Origin of the sequence: Streptomyces sp. NPDC005485 (assembly GCF_040606085.1) — a bacterium.
Lineage (GTDB): Bacteria > Actinomycetota > Actinomycetes > Streptomycetales > Streptomycetaceae > Streptomyces.
In genome coordinates this window covers 1-24,442 of record NZ_JBEXDZ010000142.1, presented here as the reverse complement: position 1 = coordinate 24,442, position 24,442 = coordinate 1, and the positions used below count along the sequence as shown (strand labels likewise).

The following is a 24,442-nucleotide window of genomic DNA, read 5'->3' as shown; positions in this document are numbered from 1 at the left end:
CGACCAGCCGCCACAGGTCTTCCGGGCTCTCCACCCCTCCGGGGTAGCGGCAGCTCATGCCGATGATGGCGACGGGTTCGCGCCCCCGGCCCGCAGCAGCCCGTACGTGTAGGCGTCCTCCAGTGCCTGCCAGGACGCGGCGATCACGTTCTCGGCGACGCCGACCGTGGACCACTCGCCGCTGCCGTCGGAGGTGGAGATGAGGACCCGCGTGGTGGAGGACGTGCCGTGCTTGCCCTCCAGGATGCGGACCTTGTAGTCGACGAGCTCCAGCTTGGCGAGCTGGGGGTAGATCTTCTCCAGGGCGACGCGCAGGGCGCGGTCGAGCGCGTTGACCGGGCCGTTGCCCTCGGCGGTGGCGACGATGCGCTCGCCCTTGGCGAAGAGCTTCACGGTGGCCTCGTTGGCGTGGCTGCCGTCGGGGCGGTCCTCGACGATCGCGCGCCAGGACTCGACCTGGAAGTACGAGCGGGGGCGGCCCTCCGCCTCCGCGCGCAGCAGCAGTTCGAAGGAGGCGTCGGCGGCCTCGTACGTGTAGCCCTTGAGCTCGCGTTCCTTGACGCGCTCGACGACCCGGCCGACCAGCTCGCGGTCACCGCTGATGTCGACGCCGAGTTCCTTGCCCTTGAGCTCGATGGACGCGCGGCCCGCCATGTCGGATACGAGCATCCGCATGGTGTTGCCGACCTGCTCGGGGTCGATGTGCTGGTACAGGTCGGGGTCGACCTTGATCGCGGAGGCGTGCAGGCCCGCCTTGTGCGCGAAGGCCGAGACGCCCACGTACGGCTGGTGCGTGGACGGGGTGAGGTTCACGACCTCGGCGATGGCGTGCGAGATCCGGGTCATCTCGCGCAGCGCGCCCTCGGGCAGGACCTTCTTGCCGTACTTCAGCTCCAGGGCGGCGACTACCGGGAACAGGTTCGAGTTGCCGACGCGCTCGCCGTAGCCGTTGGCCGTGCACTGCACATGGGTGGCGCCCGCGTCGACGGCCGCGAGGGTGTTGGCGACCGCGCAGCCCGTGTCGTCCTGGGCGTGGATGCCGAGCCGGGCGCCGGTGTCGGCGAGGACCGTGCCGACGACCGCCTGGACCTGGGCGGGGAGCATGCCGCCGTTGGTGTCGCACAGGACGACCACGTCGGCGCCGGCCTCGGCGGCGGCGCGGACGACGGCCTTCGCGTACTCCGGGTTCGCCCGGTAGCCGTCGAAGAAGTGCTCACAGTCGACGAAGACCCGGCGGCCCTGCGCCTTCAGGTGCGAGACGGTGTCACGGACCATCTCCAGGTTCTCGTCGAGGGTCGTGCGCAGTGCCAGCTCGACATGACGGTCGTGCGATTTCGCGACCAGGGTGACGACCGGGGCGCCGGAGTCCAGGAGGGCCTTGACCTGCGGGTCCTCGGAGGCCTTGGCACCGGCCCGGCGGGTGGCGCCGAAGGCGACCAGCTGGGCGTGCTTGAAGGAGATCTCCTGCTGGGCGCGGGCGAAGAACTCGGTGTCGCGCGGGTTGGCGCCGGGCCAGCCGCCCTCGATGAAGCCCACGCCGAAGTCGTCCAGGTGCCGTGCGATGGCCAGCTTGTCCGCGACGGTGAGGTTGATGCCCTCACGCTGCGCGCCGTCGCGCAGGGTCGTGTCGAAGACGTGGAACGAATCGTCGAGTTCGCTGGTTTCCGTCATGGTCTCTGGCTCCTGAGGATTTGGATCTCGGTCGTACCGGAATGACCGGCTCCACCGTCCCCCGATGACAATGATCCCTCGCGCTCCTCTCCCGGCTTGTGGTGGGCCAGGAAACAGAAAAACCTCTCGCGGGTGCGAGAGGTCTGCGCGCGGGTCGAGGACACGATGTCCGCCCGTACGTGGTGGTACGTGGCGGTCACTGCGGACCGGCGCGCCTGCTGCCAATAATCATGGCGAACGAGAGCACGGAGGCAGTCTGGCACAGCCCTGCCCCCGTGCTCACGGGTGTCTCAGGATGCGAGCCGCGCGTCCGGCTCCGTGGAGGGCTTCCGGCCACCGCCGACCCGGTTCAGGTCCACGTGCCTGGTCTCCCGCATGGTGACGTAGACCACGAGCGACACGGCCGCGCACCCCGCCACGTACCAGTAGAAGCCGGACTCGTGGCCGCCCTTCTTGAACCACAGGGCGACGTACTCCGCCGTCCCGCCGAAGAGGGAGTTCGCGACGGCGTACGGCAGCGCGACGCCCAGTGCGCGTACGCCGGTGGGGAACAGCTCGGCCTTCACCACCGCGCTCAGCGCCGTGTACGGCGTGATCATCACCAGGGCGAAAAGGGCGAGCCCGAAGGCCGGCCAGAAGCTGTCCACTCCGGACAGCAGGGTCATCACCGGGACCGTCAGGAAGGTCGCGCAGACCCCGAAGGTGATCAGCATCGGGCGGCGCCCGATCCGGTCGGACAGTGCTCCGGCCAGCGGCTGGATGCACGCGAAGACCAGCAGCGCGCAGAAGGAGACCAGGGTCGCCGTCTGCTTGGGCAGCCCGGCCGTGTTCGACAGGTACTTCGTCAGGTACGTGGTGTACGTGTAGTACGCGAGCGTGCCGCCCATGGTGAGCGCGACGACGAGGAACGCCTCGCGCCGGTGCTCCCCCAGGGCGCGCAGGGTGCCCCGCTCGGAGGCGCCGGCCGCGTCCTCCTCGTACACCTCGCTCTCCAGCATGGTGCGCCGCAGGTAGAAGACGACGGCCGCGCCCGCCGCGCCGACCACGAACGGGATGCGCCAGCCCCAACTGCCCAGCGCCTCCTCGGACAAGGTGCGTTGGAGGATGATCAGCAGGGCCAGGCCGATGAGTTGGCCGACCGTCATCGACACGTACTGGAAGCTGGAGGCGAAGCCGCGCCGCTTCGGGTCGGTCGCCTCCGTCATGTAGGTGGCGCTGGCCGCGTACTCGCCGCCGACCGAAAGTCCCTGCAGCAGACGGGCGATGAGCAGTACGAGCGCGCCGCCGTAGCCCGCGACGGCGTACGTCGGCGCGATCGCGATGAGGACGGCCGAGACCGACATGAGGGTGACGGTCAGGGTCAGCGCGGTCTTGCGGCCCCGGCGGTCGGCGACCCGGCCGAGCAGCCAGCCGCCGACCGGGCGCATGAAGAAGCCGACCGCGAAGATGCCCGCGGTGTTCATGAGTTGGGCCGTGGGGTTGTCGTCGGGGAAGAACGCTCCGGCGAAGTAGGTGGCGAAGCTCGCGTACACGAACCAGTCGAACCACTCCACCATGTTGCCGGCCGAGCCGACCCAGACCGTCTTCCAGTGCTCTCGTCCCATGAGTGCCATGAGCCGTAACGTGCCCGCTGATCACGATCGCGACAAGAGCGCCTCGGTTTTCGTTCATTGCGTTCATCGCGTTCTTCATGTTCTTCACGATCTTCACAGTGTTCACGTGCGCAGCGGGCGCGGAGTCTCGGCGGAGTCTCAGCCGAGGCGGCGCAGGAAGACGTCGTTGGTGCCGTTCGTGTCTCCGGGGACGAGGTCCGGGGAGGCCGAGTCGAAGGCCACCACCGTGCCGTTCTCGTTGACGGACGGATTCTGGGCCGCCTGGTCGTTGCGGTGACCCGCGGTGTCGGCGCTGATCAGCTGGGTCGCGCCGGTGACCAGATCGCGCAGGTACACGGCCGGGACACTGTCCGGGTCGCGCAGCCGTGCCGAGACGTACGCGAGGTGCAGCCCGTCGGCGCTGAGCGCGGCCTCGCGGGTGTACACGCGGCTGCCCGCGCCCTTGACCAGCCGCGTGACTCCCTTGTCCAGGTCTCGCACGAAGACGTTCGCGCTGCCGTTGGTGTCGCCCGGGGCGAGGTTGGAGGCGTAGGAGTCGAAGGCGATGTGCCGGCCGTCGGCGCTGAGCGAGGGCCCGGTGGACTCGCGGTTCGCGGCATGGCCGTGCCGTCCCACGGACGCCTTCTCCAGGGTCCCGGTCTCCAGGTCGCGTACGTAGATGTCGCTGTCGTTGGCCGGGCCGCCGGGGTGCGGGATCGACCACTGGTAGGCGACGTGGCGGCCGTCGGCGCTGATCGACGGGCGGACCGCCGCGCGGGAGCCGTCCGAGTCCTGGCTGACCTGCTGGACCGAGCCGTCGTAGATGCGGTACCGGTAGACGCGGGGCTGCTCGACGCGGTCGGGCGTGGACGGCAGGGTGGCGCTGAAGGCGACCCACTGGCAGTCGGCGCTGACCACGGGCTGGCCCGCCCAGGTGAACGGCACGCCCTGGTAGCCGTAGCTGGCGAAGGAGACCTTGCCGACGGCGGCGTTGCGCACGAAGACCGCGGGTGTGGTGTCGGTGCGGCCGGATGTCGTGATGTCGGTGGCCTCGGAGACGAAGGCGGTCATCCTGCCGGTCGCGCAGGGCGAACCGTCGTACGAGCGGCCGTTGCCCATGCCGTGGTTCTGTCCGCTGTAGCTGACAGGGGAACTGCCGTGGTAGACGTCGGACATCCCGTTGGTGTCGCCGCTGTAGACGGGGCCTTCGCTGGTGTAGAAGACGTCGCCCGTCATGGGGCTGACGCTCGGGTGGAACGAGGGCGCGGCGATCTGGCCGCCGTCGCGGTCGACGCTCACGCGCACGGTGGTGGGTGGCGTGGGGGCGGCGGACGCCGGGGGTGCGGCGAGTGTGCCGAGGCCGGCGGCGAGGAGGAATGCGGTGGCGGTTGTCGTACGCGGGGTCATCAGGGCTCTTTCTGTGGGTGTCGGGGCATGGCGGGGGCGGCGTTCGCCGGGGGTGCGTTGTGGGTCGGGTCCGTGCGTACGCGACCGCGGGCCGTCGTTGCTCGGCTGCGCTTGAGGGCGTCTGTCAGTGGGTGTGGCTCAGGAAGATGTCGGCGACCGCGTACGTGTCGGCCGGTACCAGGTCGGGTGCCGACGAGGTGAAGGTGACGGCTCGGTCGCTCACGGCGCCGGTGCCCGCGGCCGCCGTGTCGGCGATCGTGCGGTCGGCGCCGGTGCGCAGGTCGCGCACACGGGAGCAGGTGCCCGAGTGGGTCACGCCCTCGGGCACGAGGGTGGTCGCCGAGGAGCGGAAGGCGACGAAGCGGCCGTTCGGGGTCAGCGAAGCGGCGGAGGAGCCGCCGTCGGCCTGGGTGCCGTCGGCGGCGGTGCTGATCCGCTCGACGCGCGGGGCGATCGGCGCCGCGGCGTCGGTCGGGGCGGCCACGGCGGTCGGGATGCTCGCGCCGGTCGGCACGAGGAGCAGGGCGGCGCCTAAGGGCACATGTGCAGCAGTGGACATGATTTCCCCCCGGAATCCTGTCTTCCCCCGGCCCTGAACCAGGGGCTCTCCCGAAGACAACCGCACCATGCACCACGGGTCAATGCGCTCGATTACGTACAACCCGGACGGATGATCGACCGTCCGCGAACGCCGGTCAGCCGAGCGACTCGTCGAGGAACTCCCGTACGTGGGACAGGATTTGGCCACGATCGGTGCCGCGCAGACCGATGGCCACATGGATGGAGAAGCCGTCGAGGAGCGCGCGCAGCCGGGCGGCGAAGCGGTCCGCGTCGACGGTGCGGAACGCGCCGTGCGACATGCCTTCGGCGAGCAGCGCCACCAGGTCGCGGTGCCAGGCGCCCTCGATGGCGACCTGTCGCTCGCGGGCGGACGAGTCGACGGCAGCGCTCTGCGAGCGGTTCCAGACCTCCAGCCAGAGCGTCCAGTGCGGGTCGCGGTGACCGTCGGGGACGTACAGGTCGACGTAGGCGTCGAGGCGCTCGCGGGCCGGGGCCGCCCGGGTGAGCAGCCGGCCGCGCTCGGCGCCGAGGCGGCCCTCGCTCCACTCCAGGGTCTGCAGCAGCAGCTCGTCCTTGGAGCGGAAGTAGTAGAGGAGGTGCCCGCTGCTCATACCGACCTCGCGGCCGAGCGCCGCCATGGTGAGCTTCTCCAGACCGCGCGCGGCGATCATGTCCATGGCGGCGGCGAGGACGTCCTCACGGGGCGGTGCGTTTCTGCGGGCACCGGCCATGGCGCACTCCTCAGATCTTCGGCTGCTGCTGGGTGATGCAGTGGATGCCACCGCCACCGGAGAAGATCGTACGGGCGTCCACCAGTGTGACCGTCCGCTCGGGGAACAGCCGGCGGAAGATCCCGGCCGCGATCTCGTCGCGCGGGTCGTCGAAGCCGCAGAGCACGACGCCGCCGTTGCAGAGGTAGTGGTTGATGTAGGAGTAGTCGGCCCAGTGTCCGTCGGCCTCCAGGACGGTCGGGGCGGGTACCTCGACGACCTCGATCCGGCGCCCGCGCGCATCGGTCTGCGCCCTGAGCAGGCCGATGATCTCCTTGCTGACCTCGTGGTCGGGGTGCGCGGGGTCCGGCTGGGAGTGCGCGACGATCACGCCGGGCCGGGCGAAGGCGGCGACGATGTCGACGTGGCCGAGCGTGCCGAAGCCGTGCGGAGGGTAGTCGCCGGTCAGGCCGCGCGGCAGCCAGATCGCCTTGCGGGTGCCGAGGTGGGCGTGGATCTCCGCCTCGACCTGCTCACGGGTCCACTGCGGGTTGCGTTCCGGGCCGAGCTGCACGGTCTCGGTGAGCAGGACGGTGCCCTCGCCGTCGACGTGGATCGCGCCGCCCTCGTTGACCAGTTTCGAGGCGTACGTCGTCGCCCCCGCGAGATCGCAGACGTACGCGGCGATCTTCGCGTCGTGCTCCCAGCGGGCCCATTCCTGGGCGCCCCAGCCGTTGAACGTCCAGTCCACGGCGGCGAGTTCGCCCTGTCCGTTGGTCAGGAACGTGGGGCCGATGTCACGCATCCAGGCGTCGTCGAGTTCCCGCTCGACCAACTCGACGTCCACGCCGAGGAGTTCGCGAGCGTCGGCCGACTGGCCGGGCCCGCACACGATGGTGACCGGCTCGAAGCGGCGGATCGTGCGAGCCACCTCCGCCCAGGCGCGGCGTGATTCGGCGAGGTCGTCCGGGGTGTCGAAGGTGGGGTTGGAGCCCGGCCACGCCATCCAGGTGCGCTCGTGCGGGGCCCACTCGGCGGGCATACGGAAGCCGTCGGCGGCAGCAGACATGGGGGTCCTTAGGGGCTGTGACATCTACAGGAAGTACAGGCGGTTGAGGGAGACCGAGTCGGCGGGCTCGGAGCTGAGCGGGTCGCCGTCCAGGGTGACCAGCCCGGTGCGCTGGTCCACATCGACCGCTCCGGTACGGGAGTTGAGGCGCAGGTCGGCCGGTCCGATGCCGCGGGTTCCGCGCACGGCGACCCGGCGGCGGCGGGTGGGCATCGTGTCATTGCCCTGGTCGAGCGCGGCCTGCGCGACGAAGGCGACCGAGATGTCGGCGGGGGTCGCGCCGTACGCCCCGAACTGCGGGCCCAGCACCAGGGGTTCGCAGGTGTCGGTGGCCGCGTTGGGGTCGCCGACGACGCCGTACGCCGGGAAGCCGGACTTCAGCACGAGCTGTGGCTTGGCGCCGAAGAACTCGGGGCGCCACAGCACGATGTCGGCGAGTTTGCCGACCTCGATGGAGCCGACCTCGTGCGCGAGGCCGTGCGCGAGGGCGGGGTTGATGGTCAGCTTGGCCATGTAGCGCAGGACGCGTTCGTTGTCGTGGTCGTCCGGGGCGCCGAACTGCGCCTTCATCTTCCCGGCCATCGCGAACGTCCGGCGCACGGTCTCGCCCGCGCGGCCCATGCCCTGCGCGTCGGACGAGGTGATGCCGATCGCCCCCAGGTCGTGCAGCACGTCCTCGGCGCCCATCGTGCCGGCCCGGATGCGGTCGCGGGCCATGGCGGCGTCGCCCGGCAGGTCGGTCTTCAGGTCATGGACGGAGACGATCATTCCGTAGTGCTCGGCGACCGCGTCCCTGCCGAAGGGCAGGGTCGGGTTGGTGGAGGAGCCGATGACGTTGGCGACGCCCGCCATCTTCAGGACGTTCGGCACGTGGCCGCCGCCGCAGCCCTCGATGTGGAAGGCGTGGATGGTGCGTCCGTCGAGGACGCGCAGGGTGTCCTCGACGGACAGACACTCGTTCAACCCGTCGCTGTGCAGGGCGACTTGGACGTCGTGCTCCTCCGCGACGCGCAGCGCGGTGTCCAACGCCCGCGTATGGGCGCCCATGTCCTCGTGGACCTTGAAGCCGGAGGCGCCGCCCTCCGCGAGCGCCTCGACCAGGGGCGCGTCCGAGGACGACGAACCCCGGCCCAGGAAGCCGATGTTGACCGGCCAGGCGTCGAAGGCGTTGAAGGCGTGCCGCAGCGCCCAGGGCGAGTTGACACCGACGCCCCACACCGGCCCGAACTCCTGGCCGATGACCGTGGTCACCCCGGAGGCGAGCGAGGCCTCCATGATGCGCGGCGACAGCAGATGGACGTGGGTGTCGACGGCTCCGGCGGTGGCGATGAGCCCCTCGCCGGAGACGATGGAGGTGCCGGTGCCGACCACGACGTCGACGCCGTCGAGGGTGTCGGGGTTGCCGGCCCGCCCGATCGAGCAGATCCGCCCCTCCCGGATACCGATGGACACCTTCCGGATGCCCTGGGCCGCGTCGATCACCACCACGTTGCTGATGACGACGTCGCAGGTGTCGCGGACGGCGGCGGCCTTGAGGTGCAGCCCGTCGCGGGCGGTCTTGCCGAACCCGGCGAGGAACTCGTCCCCGTACTTCTGGGCGTCGGACTCGACCCGGACGGTCAGCCCGGAGTCGCCGAGGCGGACGCGGTCACCGGCGCGGGGGCCGTGGGCGCCGGCGTACTCGTACGGATTCATCGCTGCGCTCCCAGGTATCCGCAGGCGGCGGCCCTGCGCAGGGCCTCTTGCTTCGCGCCCGGCGCGTCCAGCGGGCCGTCGACCAGCCCCGCGAAACCGATCGCGACGCGCTCGCCGCCGATCGGCAGCAGCCCGACCTCGACGCTCTCGCCCGGCCCGAAGCGCACGGACGACCCGGCCGGAACCGCGAGCCGCATCCCGTACGCCGTCGCCCGCTCGAAGTCGAGCCGCGGGTTGGCCTCGAAGAAGTGGAAGTGGGAGGTGACGGAGACCGGCACGGTGGCGGTGTTGGTGACGGTCAGCCGTACCGCGGCGACCGGCTCGGCGTGCGCGGGCCCCGGCAGCAGCGCGCCCGGAGCACCGTCGCCCAGTCCCCCGCCGATGGGGTCGGTGACCACCGCGAGCCGCGAACCGTCGTCGAAGACGGCCTCGACATGGACCTCGGTGACGACGTCGGCGACACCGGGCAGCACGTCGCCCGGGCCGAGCACGGCCCGGGCGGCCTCGATGGCCTCGGCGAGGCGCCGCCCGTCGCGGGCCGCCTCGCAGACGGTGTCCGCGATGAGTGCCGTCGCCTCGGGGACGTTCAGACGCAGGCCCCGGGCGCGGCGGGCGCGGGCCAGCTCGGCGGCTCCGAAGAGCAGCAGCCGGTCACGTTCCGTAGGGGTCAGTCTCACGTCGCGACACCTCCTTGCTTTCCACTACTTAGAACAACACTCTAACCATGAGATTCGCAAGACAGAAGCATTGACTGGCAGCAGCGCCTCACGCCACATTGAACGTCGCTCTAACTTGCTCCACCTCACCGATGGCCGATCGAAGGAGACCAGCCATGCCGATAGAACAGCGCGGAGTCGACACCATCCCCGACGAGGAGCGCACCAGCGGGCCGCGCGATCTCGTGTCGATCCTGCTCGGCTCCAACCTCTGCCTCGGCGTGATCATCTTCGGCTGGCTGCCGCCGTCCTTCGGGCTCGGCTGGTGGGCGTCGGTCAGCTCGGTGGTGGCGGGCACGGTGGTCGGCACGGCCCTCACCGCGCCGCTCGCCCTGGTCTCACTGCGCACGGCGACGAACCTCTCCACCTCCTCCGGCGCGCAGTTCGGCGTACGGGGACGGCTGGTCGGCTCGGTCGTCGGCCTGCTGCTCGCCCTCGGCTACACCGCGCTGACCGTGTGGATCGGCGGCGACGTGATGGTGGGCGTCCTCAACCGCCTGGTGGGACTGCCGGTCGACGGTCTCTCGTACGCCGTCGTGTACGGCGTGCTCGCCGCCGCGACCGTCGCCGGCGCCGTCTACGGCTACCGCGTCCTGCTCACCATGTCCCGCGTCCTCGCGATCGGCATGACCGCGCTGCTCGCCCTCGGCCTGATCGCGTACGCACCGCACTTCAGCACCGCCGCGCTGCCGGGGACGGGCGGCTGTCTGCTCGGCTCCTTCTGGCCGACCTGGCTGCTCGCGGCGGTGGCGGCGGGACTGTCCGGGCCCATCGCGTTCATCACCCTCCTCGGCGACTACACGCGCTACATCTCGCCGTCCCGCCACTCCTCCCGCAAGGTCCTGCACGCCACCTGGCTGGGCCTGATCGCCGGGCTCCTCGTGCCGCAGCTCTTCGGCACCTTCACGGCGTACGGGGCGCGCGCGGCCCTCGACTACGCCGGACCGCTGGTCTCCGCCTCCCCCACCTGGTACCTGGTCCCGTTGCTGCTCGCCGCCTCCGCGGGCTCGGTCGGCAACGCGGGCCTGATGCTGTACTCCATGGGTCTCGACCTCGACGCGATCCTCCCCCGCGCCTCCCGCGCCCGCGCCACGTACTCGGTCGCCGTCGTCGCCACGGCCTGCGTCTTCGTGGGCCACTACGCCTCGTCCGCGCAGGACGCGATGACGTCCTTCGTGCTGCTGCTCACCGCGATCGGCACACCCTGGGCCGTCATCACCCTCATCGGCTTCGCCCGCTGTCGCGGGGTGTACGACCCGGACGCCCTTCAGGTCTTCAACCGCCGCTCCAGGGGCGGGATCTACTGGTACCGGGGCGGCTGGAACGTCCAGGCCACCGTGTCCTGGGCGCTGGGCGCGTTCGTCGGCCTGCTCGCGGTCTCTCTCCCCTCGTACGAGGGCCCGCTGCTGTCCCTGACCGGCGGGGTGGACTGCAGCTTCGTACTGTCGGGGATCGTGGGCGGCGCGCTGTACCTGCTGCTCACCGCCCGCGCCCCCGCCCCGGTACACGGCAGGGCCGCCGCGGACACGGAGTCCGGGGCGGCCCTGGCAGCCACAGTCGGGGACTAGGGGGTGTTTTGAAAGTCCTGTGCGGTGCCCGCGGTGTTCGGTGCGTGCCCTCGGCGTGCCGGACGAAGGCCCTCGTACTGGACGTACTTGGGGCTTCGGCCGGTGCGGCGAGGGTGCGTGCCGGGCGCCGTGGGTGCTGTGCGGGACCTTCAAAACACCCCTTAGGGGCGGCACGGGTGGGCGCAGCGGCACCCCGTAAGCGCCGGGCTGCGTGACCCACCTCCGGCCCGCACCAACCCCGGGTGACAAGGAAACAGGGGGTACCCGGGGTTTGCCCACCCACCCCGGGTGAGCGTGGAAGTGAAGGGGGCCGGTGGCTCAGTCCACCAGGTCTCGGACGATCGCGTCAGCGAGGAGGCGGCCGCGCAGGGTGAGGACGGCGCGACCGGCGTCGTAGGGGACGGGTTCGAGGAGGCCCTCGGACAGGGCCCGGCGGGAGGCGGCGAGACCGGCCGGGTGGAGCAGGGACAGCGGACAGCCGTCGCGGAGCCGCAGCTCCAGGAGGATGCGTTCCACGCGGCGGTCCTCCTCGGAGAGGAGTTCACGGCCCGCCCCGGGGGACTTCCCCGCGGCCAGCGCACCGGCATACGCCCCGGGATGCTTGACGTTCCACCACCGCACCCCGCCCACATGGCTGTGGGCGCCGGGCCCCGCACCCCACCAGTCGGCGCCCCGCCAGTACAGCTCGTTGTGCAGGCAGCGGGCCCCCTCCGAGGTGGCCCAGTTGGAGACCTCGTACCAGTCGAAGCCCGCCGCCGACATCACCTCGTCGGCGATCAGGTAGCGGTCGGCGTGGACGTCGTCGTCGGTCATCGGAACCTCGCCCCGGCGGATGCGCCGGGCGAGCTGCGTGCCCTCCTCGACGATCAGCGCGTACGCGGAGACATGGTCGGGCCCGGCGCCGAGCGCCGCGTCGAGCGAGGCGCGCCAGTCGTCGTCCGTCTCCCCCGGCGTGCCGTAGATCAGGTCGAGGTTCACATGCTCGAAGCCGGCCGCGCGGGCCTCGGCGACGCACGCCTCGGGGCGGCCGGGGGTGTGGGTGCGGTCCAGGACCTTCAGGACGTGCTGCCGGGCGCTCTGCATGCCGAAGGAGATCCGGTTGAAGCCGCCGGCCCGGAGGGTGGCCAGGTAGGCGGGGTCGACCGACTCCGGGTTCGCCTCCGTCGTGACCTCCGCGTCGGGCGCCAGGCCGAACTCGTCGCGGATCGCCCCCAGCATCCGTACGAGATCGTCGGCTGCCAGCAGCGTGGGCGTACCGCCTCCGACGAAGACCGTGCGCACCGGGCGCGGGTCGTCGCCGAGGACCTTGCGGGCGAGGCGGACCTCGTCGATCAGGGTCGACGCGTAGTTGTCGCGGGAGGCGAGGACGCCTCCGGTGCCTCGCAGCTCGGTCGCCGTGTAGGTGTTGAAGTCGCAGTAGCCGCAGCGGGTCGCGCAGTACGGGACGTGCAGATAGAACCCGAGGGGGCGGTCGGCCGCGCCGGCCAGGGCGTGCGCGGGCAGCGCGCCGTCGTCGGGGACGGGCTCACCGTCGGGGAGTGCGGAAGGCATGCCTTCCATTGTCCCGCACGGGCGGACATGCGCCGTACGCCCTCTACTCCGCCTGCAGCACCAGCAGTGCCAGGTCGTCCTCCGGCGGCTTCTCGCCGAACTCGTGCACCAGCCGGCGGATGCGTTCCGCTATCAGCTCGGCGCTCAGCCCGGCGCAGCCGGTGAGGGCCTGCGCGAGGCCTTCGTCGTCGTCGAACTGGCGGTGGCCCGAGCGCCGCTCCGTCACGCCGTCCGTGACGCACAGCACGCTGTCGCCGGGGTACAGCTCGAAGGTCTCGGCGGTGTAGGTCGCGTCCTCGACGACGCCGAGGAGCGTCTGCGGTCTTGCCACCTCGCGCACCTCGCCGGTGGGGCCGAGGAGCAGCGGCAGCGGGTGCCCGGCGGAGGCCAGGGTGCAGTGCACTCCGCCGTCGAAGGGCACCAGTTCGCCGTAGAGAAGGGAGAGGAAGCGGGTCTGCGGGCCCTCGTCGGCGGCGAGTCCGGGGCCGCCGGTGGCGACGAGGGCACGGGCCGCGGCGTCCGCCGCCTCGGTGGCGTCGTCGAGCAGGAGCTGGTTGAGGCGGTCGAGGACGTCGGGGACGTCGTACCCCTCGCGGGCCAGCAGCCGCAGCCAGGGCCGGGCCAGTCCGATCACGACGGCCGCCTCGGGCCCCTTGCCCTGGACGTCGCCCACGGCGAAGCACCAGCGGCCGTCCCCGGCCGGGAACAGGTCGTAGAAGTCGCCGCTGGGGCCGCCCTTGTCGAGCGGCTCGTACACGAGGGCGCTGCTCACGCCGGGGATCTCGGCGACGGCGCCGGGCAGCAGGCCGCGCTGGAGGACGCGGCTGATGGTGGCCTGGCGGGCGTACTGGCGGGCCGCGCCGATGGCGAGGGCGACCCGGCGGCTGAGGTCCTCGACGAGTCCGTTGACCTCGTCGGGAAAGCCGACCACCCCGGCGCGCCCGATGACGAGGGTGCCGAGCGGGCGCCCGCCGGCGATCAGCCGGTACGCGAGGGCCGCACCGCCCGTCCCGCGGGCGCCGGGCTCCTCGCCGGGCCAGGGCACGGGGACGGCGCGGGAGCGTACCGAGTCGGGCAGCCGCGGCGGGTCCTTCTCCAGGGCGCGGCGCAGTTCCTCGATGTGGTTCTCGCTGCCGTGCCAGACGCGGGCGAGCCGTGGCCCGAAGTCGACGCCGAGGCCGCCCCGGCCGGCCCGGTCGGTGGCCTCGTCCTCCAGCCACACCGCGCACCAGTCGGCGATGCGCGGGACCAGCAGTTGTCCGGCGAGGGCGGCCACGAGGTTCTCGTCGAGCTGCCCGGCGAGCATGTCGGAGGCCTCGGCGAGGAAGGAGAGGGCGCCGCGGTTCACCCAGTCCTGGTCCTGGCGGGCTCGGTGCCGCGGCTCGGCGGCGAGGGCCTCGGAGATCCGCAGGCCGCGCTCCAGGGTGTGCTGACCGGCGTACGCCTCTTCCGCGGGTTCCTCCAGGGACGCGCGCCCGTCGAGGGGCAGCCGGGCCCAGACGGTCTTGACGCCGGTGCGATAGGTGATGCCCCAGGCTTCGCAGAGAGTGGAGACCAGTCGCAGGCCGCGGCCGTACTCGCGGGTGCCATGGGGGCGCTCGGCGGCTTCGTCGCGTACCGCGCGCGCCGGGTGGCGGTCGGAGACCTCGATGAGCAGCGTGCCCGGCGACCCGTCGGCGGCGGCCTCCAGGCGGCAGACCGCCTCGACGTCGGTGCCGGCGTGCACGACGGCGTTGGTGACGAGTTCACTGACGACGACCATCGCGTCGTCCACCGGCCAGTCCCGGCGCCGCCGGGCGTCGGCCGACCCGGCAACGGCCTGGGCGCGCGCCTCCGATTCGGCTCCGGGCGCGGCGGGTTCGGTCCAGCCGGCGAGCGTGGCGCGCACGAACTCGCGGGCGGCGCCGGGCGCCAGGGGCGTGCCGGGCAGCGAGGTGCGTGCCACCGCCTCCTGACCCGGCCGGTGGTGCGCCGGCGCATCAGGAGCACAGGCAACGGACTCCCGTTGCGTCGGAATGACCCCCACGGTGTTGCTCCCTGAGCAGTTCGGACGAATACGCCTCAGGCGACACGGACAGAGTGACAGACTGGCCACGCCCATAAGCGCCGAGTTACCGAAGTGGGCCGCCATGAGTGAGAACAGTGCTACGCATGTGCTCGAAGACGGACAGATTCGGGCACCCGAGGACGGGGAGATCCGGGCATCGGATCTCCGTCCTCTGCTCGCCGCGATGGCGGCCGCGCGCGACGGTGACTTCAGCAGGGTGCCGGAGACGGGGCACGGCCTGGTGGCCGATCTCGGCACCGCGTTCAACCAGATCATGGACCGCAACACGCACTTCAACTCCGAGGTGCAGCGTGTCCGCAGAGAGCTGGTGCGGCACGGGCGGCTGGACGAGCGGCTGTCGGCGAGCCCCGGCCAGGGCAGCTGGACGAGCAGGGTCAACGACGTGAACCAGCTGCTGGACGCGCTGGTGGCACCCGCGGCGAACGCGACGCGCGTCCTGGACGCGGTGGCCGGCGGCGACCTCACCCAGCGCGTCGATCTGCACGACGGCAACCGCCAACTGCGCGGTGATCTGCGCCGGTTGGGCCGCGCCGTCAACAAGATGGTCGATCAGCTGTCCCTCTTCACCGGCGAGGTGACGCGGGTCGCGCGCGAGGTCGGCACGGAGGGTCGGCTCGGCGGCCGGGCCAAGGTGCAGGGCCTGTCAGGCAGTTGGCGGGATGTGACGGAAGCGGTCAACACGATGGCGTCGCGGCTGACGGCGCAGGTGCGTGACATCGCCCTGGTGACGACGGCGGTGGCGCGCGGCGACCTGACCCGGACGGTGACCGTCGAGGCGACGGGTGAGCTGCTCGAACTGAAGCTCACCGTGAACACGATGGTCGACCAGCTCTCCGCCTTCGCCGACGAGGTCACCCGGGTGGCCCGAGAGGTCGGCACCGAGGGGCAGTTGGGCGGGCGGGCGCAGGTGCGCGGGGTCTCCGGGGTCTGGAAGGACCTCACGGACAACGTCAACTTCATGGCGTCGAACCTGACGTCGCAGGTCCGCAACATCGCCCAGGTGACGACGGCCGTCGCCAACGGCGACCTGAGCCAGAAGATCACGGTCGACGCGCAGGGCGAGATCCTGGAGCTGAAGTCGACCATCAACACGATGGTCGACCAGCTCTCCGCCTTCGCCGACGAGGTCACCCGCGTGGCCCGAGAGGTCGGCACCGAGGGAAACCTCGGCGGACGGGCGCAGGTGCGCGGGGTCTCCGGGGTCTGGAAGGACCTCACCGACAACGTCAACTTCATGGCGGACAACCTGACTTCACAGGTCCGCAACATCGCCCTGGTGTCCACCGCGGTGGCGCAGGGCGACCTCGGCAAGAAGATCACCGTCGAGGCGAAGGGTGAGATCCTCGAACTGAAGTCGACCATCAACACGATGGTCGACCAGCTCTCCGCCTTCGCCGACGAGGTCACCCGCGTCGCCCGCGAGGTCGGCACCGAGGGAAACCTCGGCGGGCAGGCGCAGGTGCGGGGCGTGTCGGGCGTCTGGAAGGACCTCACCGACAACGTCAACTTCATGGCGCTGAACCTGACTTCACAGGTCCGCAACATCGCCCAGGTCACGACAGCCGTCGCCAACGGTGACCTGTCGAAGAAGATCACCGTCGACGCGCGCGGCGAGATCCTGGAACTGAAGGACACCGTCAACACGATGGTGGACCAGCTGCGCGCCTTCGCGGACGAGGTCACCCGCGTGGCCCGCGAGGTCGGCACGGACGGCCGCCTGGGCGGTCGCGCCCAGGTGCTGGGCGTCTCCGGGGTCTGGAAGGACCTCACCGACAACGTCAACTACATGGCGGACAACCTGACTTCACAGGTCCGCAACATCGCGCAGGTCGCCACCGCGGTCGCCCAGGGCGACCTCTCCAAGAAGATCGACGTGGACGCGCGCGGCGAGATCCTGGAGCTGAAGACCACCATCAACACCATGGTGGACACGCTGTCGTCGTTCTCGTCCGAGGTCACCCGGGTGGCCCGCGAGGTCGGCTCCGAGGGCCGGCTGGGCGGCCAGGCCCGGGTCGAGGGCGTGTACGGCACCTGGAAGCGCCTGACGACCAACGTGAACGAGCTGGCGCTCAACCTGACCACCCAGGTCCGGGCGATCGCCGAGGTGGCGTCCGCGGTGGCCCAGGGCGACATGTCCCGCTCCATCACCGTGGAGACCCAGGGCGAGGTCACCGAGCTGAAGGACAACATCAACCTGATGGTGGCCAACCTCCGCGAGACGACCCGCGCGAAGGACTGGCTGGAGTCGAACCTGGCACGCCTGGCCGCGCTGATGCAGGGCCACCGCGACCTGATGGAGGTCGCCGACCTGATCCTGCGCGAGCTGACCCCGCTGGTGAACGCGCAGTACGGCGCCTTCTTCCTGGCCGACCCCGACGAGGACTCGCTGCGGGCCGCCATCCCCGCCAAGGGGCTCGCCTTCATCGCGGGATACGGCTCCGCGCAGGGGGCGACCGTCGACACGGGCGGCATGCCGGTGCACGGGCTCGTACGGCAGGCGGCGCGCGAGAAGAAGCGGATCCTGGTGGACGAGGCCCCGCCGGACTACATCAAGATCAACTCCGGGCTCGGCGAAGCCGCACCCGCGAGCGTGGTCATCATCCCGATCCTCTTCGAGGACAAGCTGCTCGGCGTGATCGAGCTGGCGTCCTTCTCCCGCTTCTCCGACGTCCACCTGGCGTTCTTCGACCAGTTCGTGAACACCATCGGCGTCGCGATCAACACCATCATCGCCAACTCCCGTACGGAATCCCTGCTCGGCGAGTCGCAGCGCCTCGCCATCCAGTTGCAGGATCGATCCGACGAACTCCAGTCCCAGCAGGCCGAGTTGCAGCGCTCCAATGCCGAACTGGAGGAGAAGGCCGCCCTGTTGGCCACCAGCTCCCAGTACAAGTCGGAGTTCCTGGCGAACATGTCGCACGAACTGCGTACACCGCTCAACTCTCTGCTGATCCTGGCCCGGCTGCTCTCCGACAACCCGGACGGCCATCTCTCCGACCAGGAAGTGCAGTTCGCGACCACGATCCACCGCTCCGGGTCCGACCTGCTGCAGCTGATCAACGACATCCTCGACCTGTCGAAGATCGAGGCCGGCCGCATGGACGTACGCCCCAAGAGGCTGCCGCTGATCAAGCTGCTCGACTACGTGCACGCCACGTTCCGCCCGCTGACGCTCGACCGGGGCCTCGCCTTCGAGGTGACGGTCGGCGAGGACGTGCCGCGTGAGATGTACTCGGACGAGCAGCGCCTCCAGCAGATCCTGCGCAACCTGCTGTCCAACGCCATCAAGTTCACCGCGAGCGGGCGCGTCGAACTGCGCGTCAACCGCATCAAGGACCCCGACCACACCTTCACCCACGGCGACAACGACGACGTGATCGCCTTCGCCGTCTCCGACACCGGCATCGGCATCGCCCCGGAGAAACTCCCGGTCATCTTCGAGGCGTTCCAACAGGCCGACGGCACCACCAACCGCAAGTACGGCGGCACCGGCCTCGGCCTGTCCATCAGCCGGGAGATCTCAGGCCTGCTCGGCGGGCGCATCGTCGCCGAGAGCACCCCCGGCCGCGGCTCCACGTTCACGCTGTACGTCCCCGTCGTCAGCCCGGGGCACGCGGCGACCGGACCGGTGCCCGAGGACCGCTCGCTGCCCGTGCCCGAGCTGTCCACCGAGCCGTACACCGCCCACGACACCGACGACTCGTGGCCCACGCCCACCAAACTGGAGGAGTGGAAGGCGGGCCGGGCGGGCCAGGTCCTGCCCGGGCGGCGGGTGCTGATCGTGGACGACGACATCCGCAACGTCTTCGCACTCACCCACGTCCTCGGCCGGGTCGGCATGCCCGTCCTGTACGCGGAGAACGGCCGCGAGGGCATCGAGACCCTGGAGCGCAACCCCGATGTCGAACTCGTCCTGATGGACATCATGATGCCGGAGATGGACGGCTACGAAACCATCTCCGCCATCCGCCGCACCCCCCGCTGGACGGGTCTGCCCATCGTCGCCCTGACCGCGAAGGCGATGCCCGGCGACCGCGAGAAGTCCATCGCGCGGGGTGCCAACGACTACGTACCGAAGCCGGTGGACGTCGACCAGTTGCTCACCGTCGTCTGCGCCCTCCTCGACCCGGAAAGCCCGAACGGCGACGATCCCCTCGACCACACGGCCGAGACCGTGACACCGGGACCGGGCAGCTCGGGGGAGCCCGCCGACCCGTCGACGACCGAGTGAGGCACCGTCACCATGACAACAGTTGAGGCAACGCCCGAAGAGCGCGCCAGCATCCTCCTTGTCGACGACATGGAGGACAACCTGATCGCCCTGGAGGCCGTCCTGGGGTCCCTCAACGAGCCACTGGTGCGTGCGCGTTCGGGCGAGGAGGCGATGAAGGCCCTGCTGCGGCAGCGCTTCGCCGTGGTCCTGCTCGACATCCGCATGCCCGGCATGGACGGGTTCGAGACCGCCGCGAACATCAAGCGGCTCGACCAGACCAAGGACGTCCCCATCATCTTCCTGACGGGCACCGACGCCGACGCGGGCTACGCCTTCCGCGGGTACGCGACCGGTGCCGCCGACTATCTGACGAAACCGTTCGACCCGTGGGTGCTGCGCGCGAAGGTGACCGTCTTCCTCGATCTGCACCGCAAGAACCAGCAGTTGGAGAAGATGCTCGCGCGCGAGCAGGAACAGTTCGACGAACTCACCGGCCGCCTCAGAAAGATCGAGACCCTCATGGCCGCCAGCGGCCACCAGGACGTGTTCGAACTGCGCCACCACGTCCACGAGATGGAGAAACTGCTGCGCGAAATGCGCAGCGGGCGGGGGTTGTAGGCCCCCGCCCGTGTGCGGCTCGGACTGCAGACCCGGCCCGCGTGCGGCTCGGACTGCAGACCCGGCCCGCGTGCGGCTTACGCCTCGCGCGATCCCGCGTACATCTCGTCGATCAGGTGCTTGGCTGCATCACCGCGGGGGACGACCCCCGCACCCCCAGCAGGCGCGCGCCGCCGAGCCGCAGCAAAGCCGGCGCGCACCAACTCCGCCACTCCTCTACGCCTCGCGCGATCCCGCGTACATCTCGTCGATCAGGTGCTTGTACTCCCGCTCGACGACCGGGCGCTTCAGCTTCAGGCTCGGGGTGATCTCGCCGTGTTCGACGTCGAGGTCGCGCGGGAGCAGTCGGAACTTCTTGATGGTCTGCCAGCGCTGCAGGCCCTCGTTGAGCTCCTTGACGTAACCCTCGACGAGGGCGACGGTCGCCGGCGCGGCGACGACCTCGGCGTACGACTTGCCCTCCAGGCCGTTCTCCTTCGCCCAGTCCAGGATGGACGGCTCGTCGAGGGCGATGAGGGCGGCGCAGAAGTTCCGGTCGGCGCCGTGCACCAGGATGTTGGAGACGTACGGGCAGACGGCCTTGAACTGGCCCTCGACCTCGGCCGGGGCGATGTACTTGCCGCCGGACGTCTTGATGAGGTCCTTCTTGCGGTCGGTGATGCGCAGGTAGCCGTCGGGGGACAGCTCGCCGATGTCGCCCGTGTGGAACCAGCCGTCGGACTCCAGGACCTCGGCGGTCTTCTCGGGCAGCTTGTGGTAGCCCTCCATGATGCCGGGGCCGCGCAGCAGGATCTCGCCGTCGTCCGCGATGCGCACCTCGGTGCCGGGCAGCGGCTTGCCGACGGTGCCGGTGCGGTACGCCTCGCCGGGGTTCACGAAGGAGGCGGCGGAGGACTCCGTGAGGCCGTAACCCTCCAGGATGTGGATGCCGGCGCCGGCGAAGAAGTAGCCGATCTCGGGCGCGAGCGCCGCGGAACCGGAGACACAGGCGCGCAGGTTGCCGCCGAAGGCCTCGCGGATCTTGGCGAAGACGAGCGCGTCGGCGACCTTGTGCTTGGCGCCGAGCCCGAAGGGGACGGACGCGGTGCCGGTGCGGCGGAAGTTGTCCTGGCTGGCCTTCGCGTACTCGCGGGAGACCTCGGCCGCCCACTGGAAGATCTTGTATTTGGCGCCGCCGCCGGCCCGCGCCTTGGCCGCGACCCCGTTGTAGACCTTCTCGAAGATGCGCGGGACGGCCGCCATGTACGTCGGCTGCACGATCGGCAGATTCTCGATGATCTTGTCGACGCGCCCGTCCACCGCGGTGACGTGCCCGACCTCGATCTGGCCGGACGTGAGCACCTTGCCGAAGACGTGCGCGAGCGGCAGCCACAGGTACTGCACGTCATCGGCGCTGATCAGGCCGGTCCCGGCGGTGGCCTTGGCCATGTACGACCAGTTGTCGTGCGGGAGGCGGACGCCTTTGGGGCGGCCCGTGGTGCCGGAGGTGTAGATCAGCGTGGCGAGCTGATCCCTGGTGATCGCCCCGACCTTCTCCTTGACCAGGTCGGGGTTCTTCTCCAGGTACGCGGCGCCGCGCGCCTCCAGCTCGGCCAGGGACAGGACCCAGTCACCGGTCTCGACGCCGGTGGGGTCGATGACGATCACGTGCGTCAGGTCGGGAAGCTCGGCACGCTTCTCCACCGCCTTGGCGAGCTGCGCCGCGTCCTCGGCGACCAGGATCTTGCTCTCGGAGTCGGAGAGGATGAACGCGGACTCGTCGGCGTTGGTCTGCGGGTAGATCGTCGTGGTGGCCGCGCCCGCGCACATGATGCCGAGGTCGGCGAGGATCCACTCGGCCCGTGTGGAGGAGGCGAGCGCCACGCGCTGCTCGGGCTGCACGCCCAGCTCGATGAGGCCGGCGGCGATGGCGAATACCCGTTCGGCCGCCTGCGCCCAGCTCAGCGACTTCCACTCGTCCGGGCCCTCGCCGGACGAGGACGCCACGGGGTAGCGGTAGGCCTCGGCGTCCGGTGTGGCCGCGACGCGTTCCAGGAAGATGGCCGCCACGGAGGGCGGACGGTTCTCGATCAGGGTCTGTGTGTCGCTCACGACATCCTCCGGGGCCCGCGGCAGCGCGGCTGGCTCATATGCGGCTGATTGGCTCACGTCGGTGGTTGGCTCGCGATCGTTGTTTAACTCGCGAGTAACTATCGAGCAGTGATCAGAGTAGAGCCCGCTCGGCCGGTTCGTAAGGGGCGCTGGGGTGTCTCTTCCAACAGAGGACGGACGGAACACTTTCGTCCGCAAACTGACCGGGCCCGCCGCGCTCACGCACGACGGGCCCGTAAAACAGGGGCACTCCCCCATCAGTCGACGGCTACTTCTTGCTCTTGGCCGAGCCACCGCTGTCGTCGCTGGACAGCACGGCGATGAAGGCCTCTTGCGGAACCTCCACAGAGCCCACCATCTTCATCCGCTTCTTGCCTTCCTTCTGCTTCTCCAGCAGCTTCCGCTTACGCGAGATGTCACCGCCGTAGCACTTGGCGAGGACGTCCTTGCGGATGGCGCGGATGGTCTCGCGGGCGATGACCCGGGAGCCGATGGCGGCCTGGATCGGCACTTCGAAGGCCTGCCGCGGGATCAGCTCGCGCAGCTTGGCGACCAGTCGCACTCCGTACGCGTAGGCCGCGTCCTTGTGCGTGACCGCCGAGAAGGCGTCCACCTTGTCACCGTGCAGCAGGATGTCGACCTTGACCAGGCTGGCGGCCTGCTCGCCGGTGGGCTCGTAGTCGAGCGAGGCGTACCCGCGCGTCTTGGACTTCAGCTGGTCGAAGAAGTCGAAGACGATCTCGGCGAGCGGCAGCGTGTAGCGGATCTCGACCCGGTCCTCGGAGAGGTAGTCCATGCCGAGCAGGGTGCCGCGCCGGGTCTGGCACAGCTCCATGATCGAGCCGATGAACTCGGAGGGCGCGAGGATCGTGGCGCGCACGACCGGCTCGTACACCTCCCCGATCTTCCCTTCCGGGAACTCGCTCGGGTTGGTGACGATGTGCTCGGAGGTGTCCTCCATCTCGACGCGGTAGACCACGTTCGGAGCCGTCGCGATGAGGTCGAGCCCGAACTCGCGTTCGAGCCGCTCGCGGATCACGTCGAGGTGGAGAAGGCCGAGGAAGCCGACACGGAACCCGAAGCCCAGGGCGGCCGACGTCTCCGGCTCGTAGACGAGCGCGGCGTCGTTGAGCTGCAGCTTGTCGAGGGCGTCGCGCAGCTCCGGGTAGTCGGAGCCGTCCAGCGGATACAGCCCGGAGAAGACCATCGGCTTGGGGTCCTTGTACCCGCCGAGGGCCTCGGTGGCGCCCTTGTGCAGGGTGGTGATCGTGTCACCGACCTTGGACTGGCGGACGTCCTTCACACCGGTGATGAGGTACCCCACCTCACCGACCCCGAGGCCGTCGGCGGCCAGCATCTCGGGCGAGTTGGTGCCGATCTCCAGCAGCTCGTGCGTCGCGCCCGTGGACATCATCCGGATGCGCTCACGCTTGTTGAGCTGCCCGTCGATGACACGGACGTACGTCACGACGCCGCGGTAGGAGTCGTAGACCGAGTCGAAGATCATCGCGCGGGCCGGGGCGTCCTTGACGCCGACGGGCGCCGGGACGTCGCGCACCACGCGGTCCAGCAGCGCCTCGACGCCCAGACCGGTCTTGGCGGAGACCTTGAGGACGTCCTCCGGCTGGCAGCCGATGAGGTTGGCCAGCTCCTCGGAGAACTTCTCCGGCTGGGCGGCCGGCAGGTCGATCTTGTTGAGCACCGGGACGATGGTGAGTTCGTTCTCCATCGCCAGGTAGAGGTTGGCGAGGGTCTGGGCCTCGATGCCCTGGGCGGCGTCGACGAGGAGAACGGTCCCCTCGCAGGCGGCGAGGGACCGCGACACCTCGTACGTGAAGTCGACGTGCCCGGGAGTGTCGATCATGTTGAGGATGTGGGTGGTGCCCGGATCCTCGGTGGGCGCCCAGGGCAGCCGGACCGCCTGGGACTTGATCGTGATGCCGCGCTCGCGCTCGATGTCCATGCGGTCGAGGTACTGAGCACGCATCTGCCGCTGATCGACCACCCCGGTCAGCTGGAGCATCCGGTCGGCGAGCGTGGACTTGCCGTGGTCGATGTGCGCGATGATGCAGAAATTGCGGATCAGAGCCGGGTCGGTACGGCTCGGCTCGGGCGCATTGTTAGGGGTCGCGGGCACGCAGGGTCCTGTCTCTTGAGGCGCCTGTCGCCTCGGGTCGGATCGATACGTAGGCTCCATGGTCCCACGGGCGGGGCCATGCGACCGGTTTGGGCCGGTCGGACGGGGGCCGGGACCGGGTTTGGGCCGGTCGGACGACGACTGGTAGCCTGGGTGGCTGTGTCTCATGCCCTCTAAGCAAGGAGACACGCCCCAAGGAAAATCAAACGGCGCGCGAGGCATGCCCTCATGCGCCTGAACCTGAAAAGGCTCATCAGTGGCGAACATCAAGTCCCAGATCAAGCGGAACAAGACGAACGAGAAGGCGCGCCTGCGCAACAAGGCCGTCAAGTCGTCCCTCAAGACCGCGATCCGCAAGGCCCGTGAGGCTGCTGCCGCGGGTGACGTCGAGAAGGCCACCGAGTACACGCGCGAGGCTTCGCGCAAGCTCGACAAGGCCGTCGCCAAGGGCGTCATCCACAAGAACCAGGCCGCCAACAAGAAGTCGGCGCTTGCTTCGAAGGTCACCTCCCTCAAGGGCTGACACTTGATTTGACCGCTGGAAGGACCCGAGCGGGCCCTCTCTCATCCGCTCCCGTCCAGCACCCAAGGACCACGCGCGGCCTGCGTTCGCCACGCGGGCGTGGTCCAACATCGTGAACCGAGGCCCCGTTTCTCCTCCTTTCGGAGGGGAGGCGGGGCCTTCGGCACATGGGCTCGTCAGCCCGTCCGGCGTTTGAGGACGAGCGCGAAGCGCGACAGGGGGGAGAGGGGGCGAAGCCCCCAGGAGGACGGG

The 24,442-nt window shown here is 70.2% G+C and carries 17 protein-coding genes; 4 read left to right on the top strand and 13 right to left on the bottom strand.

What is annotated here, in order from left to right:
• From ABZS97_RS34200 to ureA, 9 genes are all read right to left on the bottom strand, one after another.
• The coding region (locus ABZS97_RS34200; RefSeq protein WP_356144187.1) for a hypothetical protein at positions 1–58 on the bottom strand (58 nt) is incomplete at its 3' end.
• The gene (cimA, locus tag ABZS97_RS34195; protein WP_356144183.1) at positions 55–1,671 is read right to left on the bottom strand and encodes a citramalate synthase; all 1,617 of its coding nucleotides are present in this window, start codon (positions 1,669–1,671) and stop codon (positions 55–57) included. The genes cimA and ABZS97_RS34200, both read right to left, overlap by 4 nt.
• Positions 1,672–1,961: 290 nt before the next feature.
• A complete protein-coding gene (locus ABZS97_RS34190; RefSeq protein WP_356144185.1) occupies positions 1,962–3,275 on the bottom strand; it encodes an MFS transporter in 1,314 nt (437 codons plus the stop codon).
• Positions 3,276–3,422: 147 nt separating this feature from the next.
• Complete coding sequence (locus tag ABZS97_RS34185; RefSeq protein WP_356144181.1) at positions 3,423–4,670, bottom strand: hypothetical protein; 1,248 nt, start codon at positions 4,668–4,670, stop codon at positions 3,423–3,425.
• 124 nt (positions 4,671–4,794) lie between these two features.
• The gene (locus ABZS97_RS34180; RefSeq protein ID WP_356144180.1) at positions 4,795–5,229 is read right to left on the bottom strand and encodes a hypothetical protein; all 435 of its coding nucleotides are present in this window, start codon (positions 5,227–5,229) and stop codon (positions 4,795–4,797) included.
• A 136-nt stretch (positions 5,230–5,365) separates the two neighbouring features.
• Positions 5,366–5,962 carry a TetR/AcrR family transcriptional regulator gene (locus ABZS97_RS34175; RefSeq protein WP_356144179.1) on the bottom strand — a complete coding sequence of 199 codons (597 nt, stop codon included), beginning with the start codon at positions 5,960–5,962 and terminating at the stop codon, positions 5,366–5,368.
• Positions 5,963–5,972: 10 nt separating this feature from the next.
• The gene (locus tag ABZS97_RS34170; protein WP_356144177.1) at positions 5,973–7,010 is read right to left on the bottom strand and encodes an agmatine deiminase family protein; all 1,038 of its coding nucleotides are present in this window, start codon (positions 7,008–7,010) and stop codon (positions 5,973–5,975) included.
• A 24-nt stretch (positions 7,011–7,034) separates the two neighbouring features.
• Positions 7,035–8,705 (bottom strand): urease subunit alpha, encoded by a 1,671-nt coding sequence (locus ABZS97_RS34165; RefSeq protein WP_356144175.1) that lies wholly within the window; start codon positions 8,703–8,705, stop codon positions 7,035–7,037.
• The gene (ureA, locus tag ABZS97_RS34160; RefSeq protein ID WP_356144173.1) at positions 8,702–9,382 is read right to left on the bottom strand and encodes an urease subunit gamma; all 681 of its coding nucleotides are present in this window, start codon (positions 9,380–9,382) and stop codon (positions 8,702–8,704) included. Before ureA ends, ABZS97_RS34165 begins: the two co-directional genes overlap by 4 nt.
• A 155-nt stretch (positions 9,383–9,537) precedes the next feature.
• On the opposite strand from ureA, the gene ABZS97_RS34155 reads away from it, so the two are divergent.
• Positions 9,538–10,989, top strand: a complete 1,452-nt coding sequence (locus ABZS97_RS34155) for a cytosine permease (RefSeq protein ID WP_356144171.1) — start codon at positions 9,538–9,540, stop codon at positions 10,987–10,989.
• Positions 10,990–11,307: 318 nt separating this feature from the next.
• Here ABZS97_RS34155 and hemW read toward each other — a convergent pair whose 3' ends face one another.
• Together hemW and ABZS97_RS34145 are read right to left on the bottom strand one after the other, a co-directional pair.
• Complete coding sequence (gene hemW, locus ABZS97_RS34150) at positions 11,308–12,540, bottom strand: radical SAM family heme chaperone HemW (protein ID WP_356144169.1); 1,233 nt, start codon at positions 12,538–12,540, stop codon at positions 11,308–11,310.
• A gap of 43 nt (positions 12,541–12,583) precedes the next feature.
• Positions 12,584–14,566, bottom strand: a complete 1,983-nt coding sequence (locus tag ABZS97_RS34145) for a SpoIIE family protein phosphatase (RefSeq protein WP_356144167.1) — start codon at positions 14,564–14,566, stop codon at positions 12,584–12,586.
• Positions 14,567–14,669: 103 nt separating this feature from the next.
• Here ABZS97_RS34145 and ABZS97_RS34140 point away from each other — a divergent pair, with 103 nt between their 5' ends.
• Positions 14,670–18,839, top strand: coding sequence for a HAMP domain-containing protein (locus ABZS97_RS34140; RefSeq protein WP_356144165.1), 4,170 nt, complete (start codon positions 14,670–14,672; stop codon positions 18,837–18,839).
• Between the two features lie 12 nt (positions 18,840–18,851).
• Entirely contained in the window at positions 18,852–19,439 is a 588-nt protein-coding gene (locus ABZS97_RS34135) for a response regulator (protein ID WP_356144163.1), read from the top strand.
• Between the two features lie 216 nt (positions 19,440–19,655).
• On the opposite strand, the gene ABZS97_RS34130 is transcribed toward ABZS97_RS34135, so the two are convergent.
• On the bottom strand, positions 19,656–21,530 hold the full coding sequence (locus ABZS97_RS34130; RefSeq protein WP_356144161.1) for an AMP-dependent synthetase/ligase: 1,875 nt from the start codon (positions 21,528–21,530) through the stop codon (positions 19,656–19,658).
• Between the two features lie 268 nt (positions 21,531–21,798).
• The gene (gene lepA / locus ABZS97_RS34125; RefSeq protein WP_356144159.1) at positions 21,799–23,667 is read right to left on the bottom strand and encodes a translation elongation factor 4; all 1,869 of its coding nucleotides are present in this window, start codon (positions 23,665–23,667) and stop codon (positions 21,799–21,801) included.
• Between the two features lie 256 nt (positions 23,668–23,923).
• Between lepA and rpsT the strand changes: the two genes are divergently transcribed.
• Positions 23,924–24,190 (top strand): 30S ribosomal protein S20, encoded by a 267-nt coding sequence (gene rpsT / locus ABZS97_RS34120; protein ID WP_356144157.1) that lies wholly within the window; start codon positions 23,924–23,926, stop codon positions 24,188–24,190.
• Positions 24,191–24,442 lie beyond the last annotated feature (252 nt).

What these genes read in the sequence shown, in the direction of transcription:
- cimA (WP_356144183.1), bottom strand. Translation starts at nt 1,671, where the DNA reads ATGACGGAAACCAGCGAACTCGACGATTCGTTCCACGTCTTCGACACG.
- ABZS97_RS34190 (WP_356144185.1), bottom strand. Translation starts at nt 3,275, where the DNA reads ATGGGACGAGAGCACTGGAAGACGGTCTGGGTCGGCTCGGCCGGCAAC.
- ABZS97_RS34185 (WP_356144181.1), bottom strand. Translation starts at nt 4,670, where the DNA reads ATGACCCCGCGTACGACAACCGCCACCGCATTCCTCCTCGCCGCCGGC.
- ABZS97_RS34180 (WP_356144180.1), bottom strand. Translation starts at nt 5,229, where the DNA reads ATGTCCACTGCTGCACATGTGCCCTTAGGCGCCGCCCTGCTCCTCGTG.
- ABZS97_RS34175 (WP_356144179.1), bottom strand. Translation starts at nt 5,962, where the DNA reads ATGGCCGGTGCCCGCAGAAACGCACCGCCCCGTGAGGACGTCCTCGCC.
- ABZS97_RS34170 (WP_356144177.1), bottom strand. Translation starts at nt 7,010, where the DNA reads ATGTCTGCTGCCGCCGACGGCTTCCGTATGCCCGCCGAGTGGGCCCCG.
- ABZS97_RS34165 (WP_356144175.1), bottom strand. Translation starts at nt 8,705, where the DNA reads ATGAATCCGTACGAGTACGCCGGCGCCCACGGCCCCCGCGCCGGTGAC.
- ABZS97_RS34155 (WP_356144171.1), top strand. Translation starts at nt 9,538, where the DNA reads ATGCCGATAGAACAGCGCGGAGTCGACACCATCCCCGACGAGGAGCGC.
- hemW (WP_356144169.1), bottom strand. Translation starts at nt 12,540, where the DNA reads ATGCCTTCCGCACTCCCCGACGGTGAGCCCGTCCCCGACGACGGCGCG.
- ABZS97_RS34140 (WP_356144165.1), top strand. Translation starts at nt 14,670, where the DNA reads ATGAGTGAGAACAGTGCTACGCATGTGCTCGAAGACGGACAGATTCGG.
- ABZS97_RS34135 (WP_356144163.1), top strand. Translation starts at nt 18,852, where the DNA reads ATGACAACAGTTGAGGCAACGCCCGAAGAGCGCGCCAGCATCCTCCTT.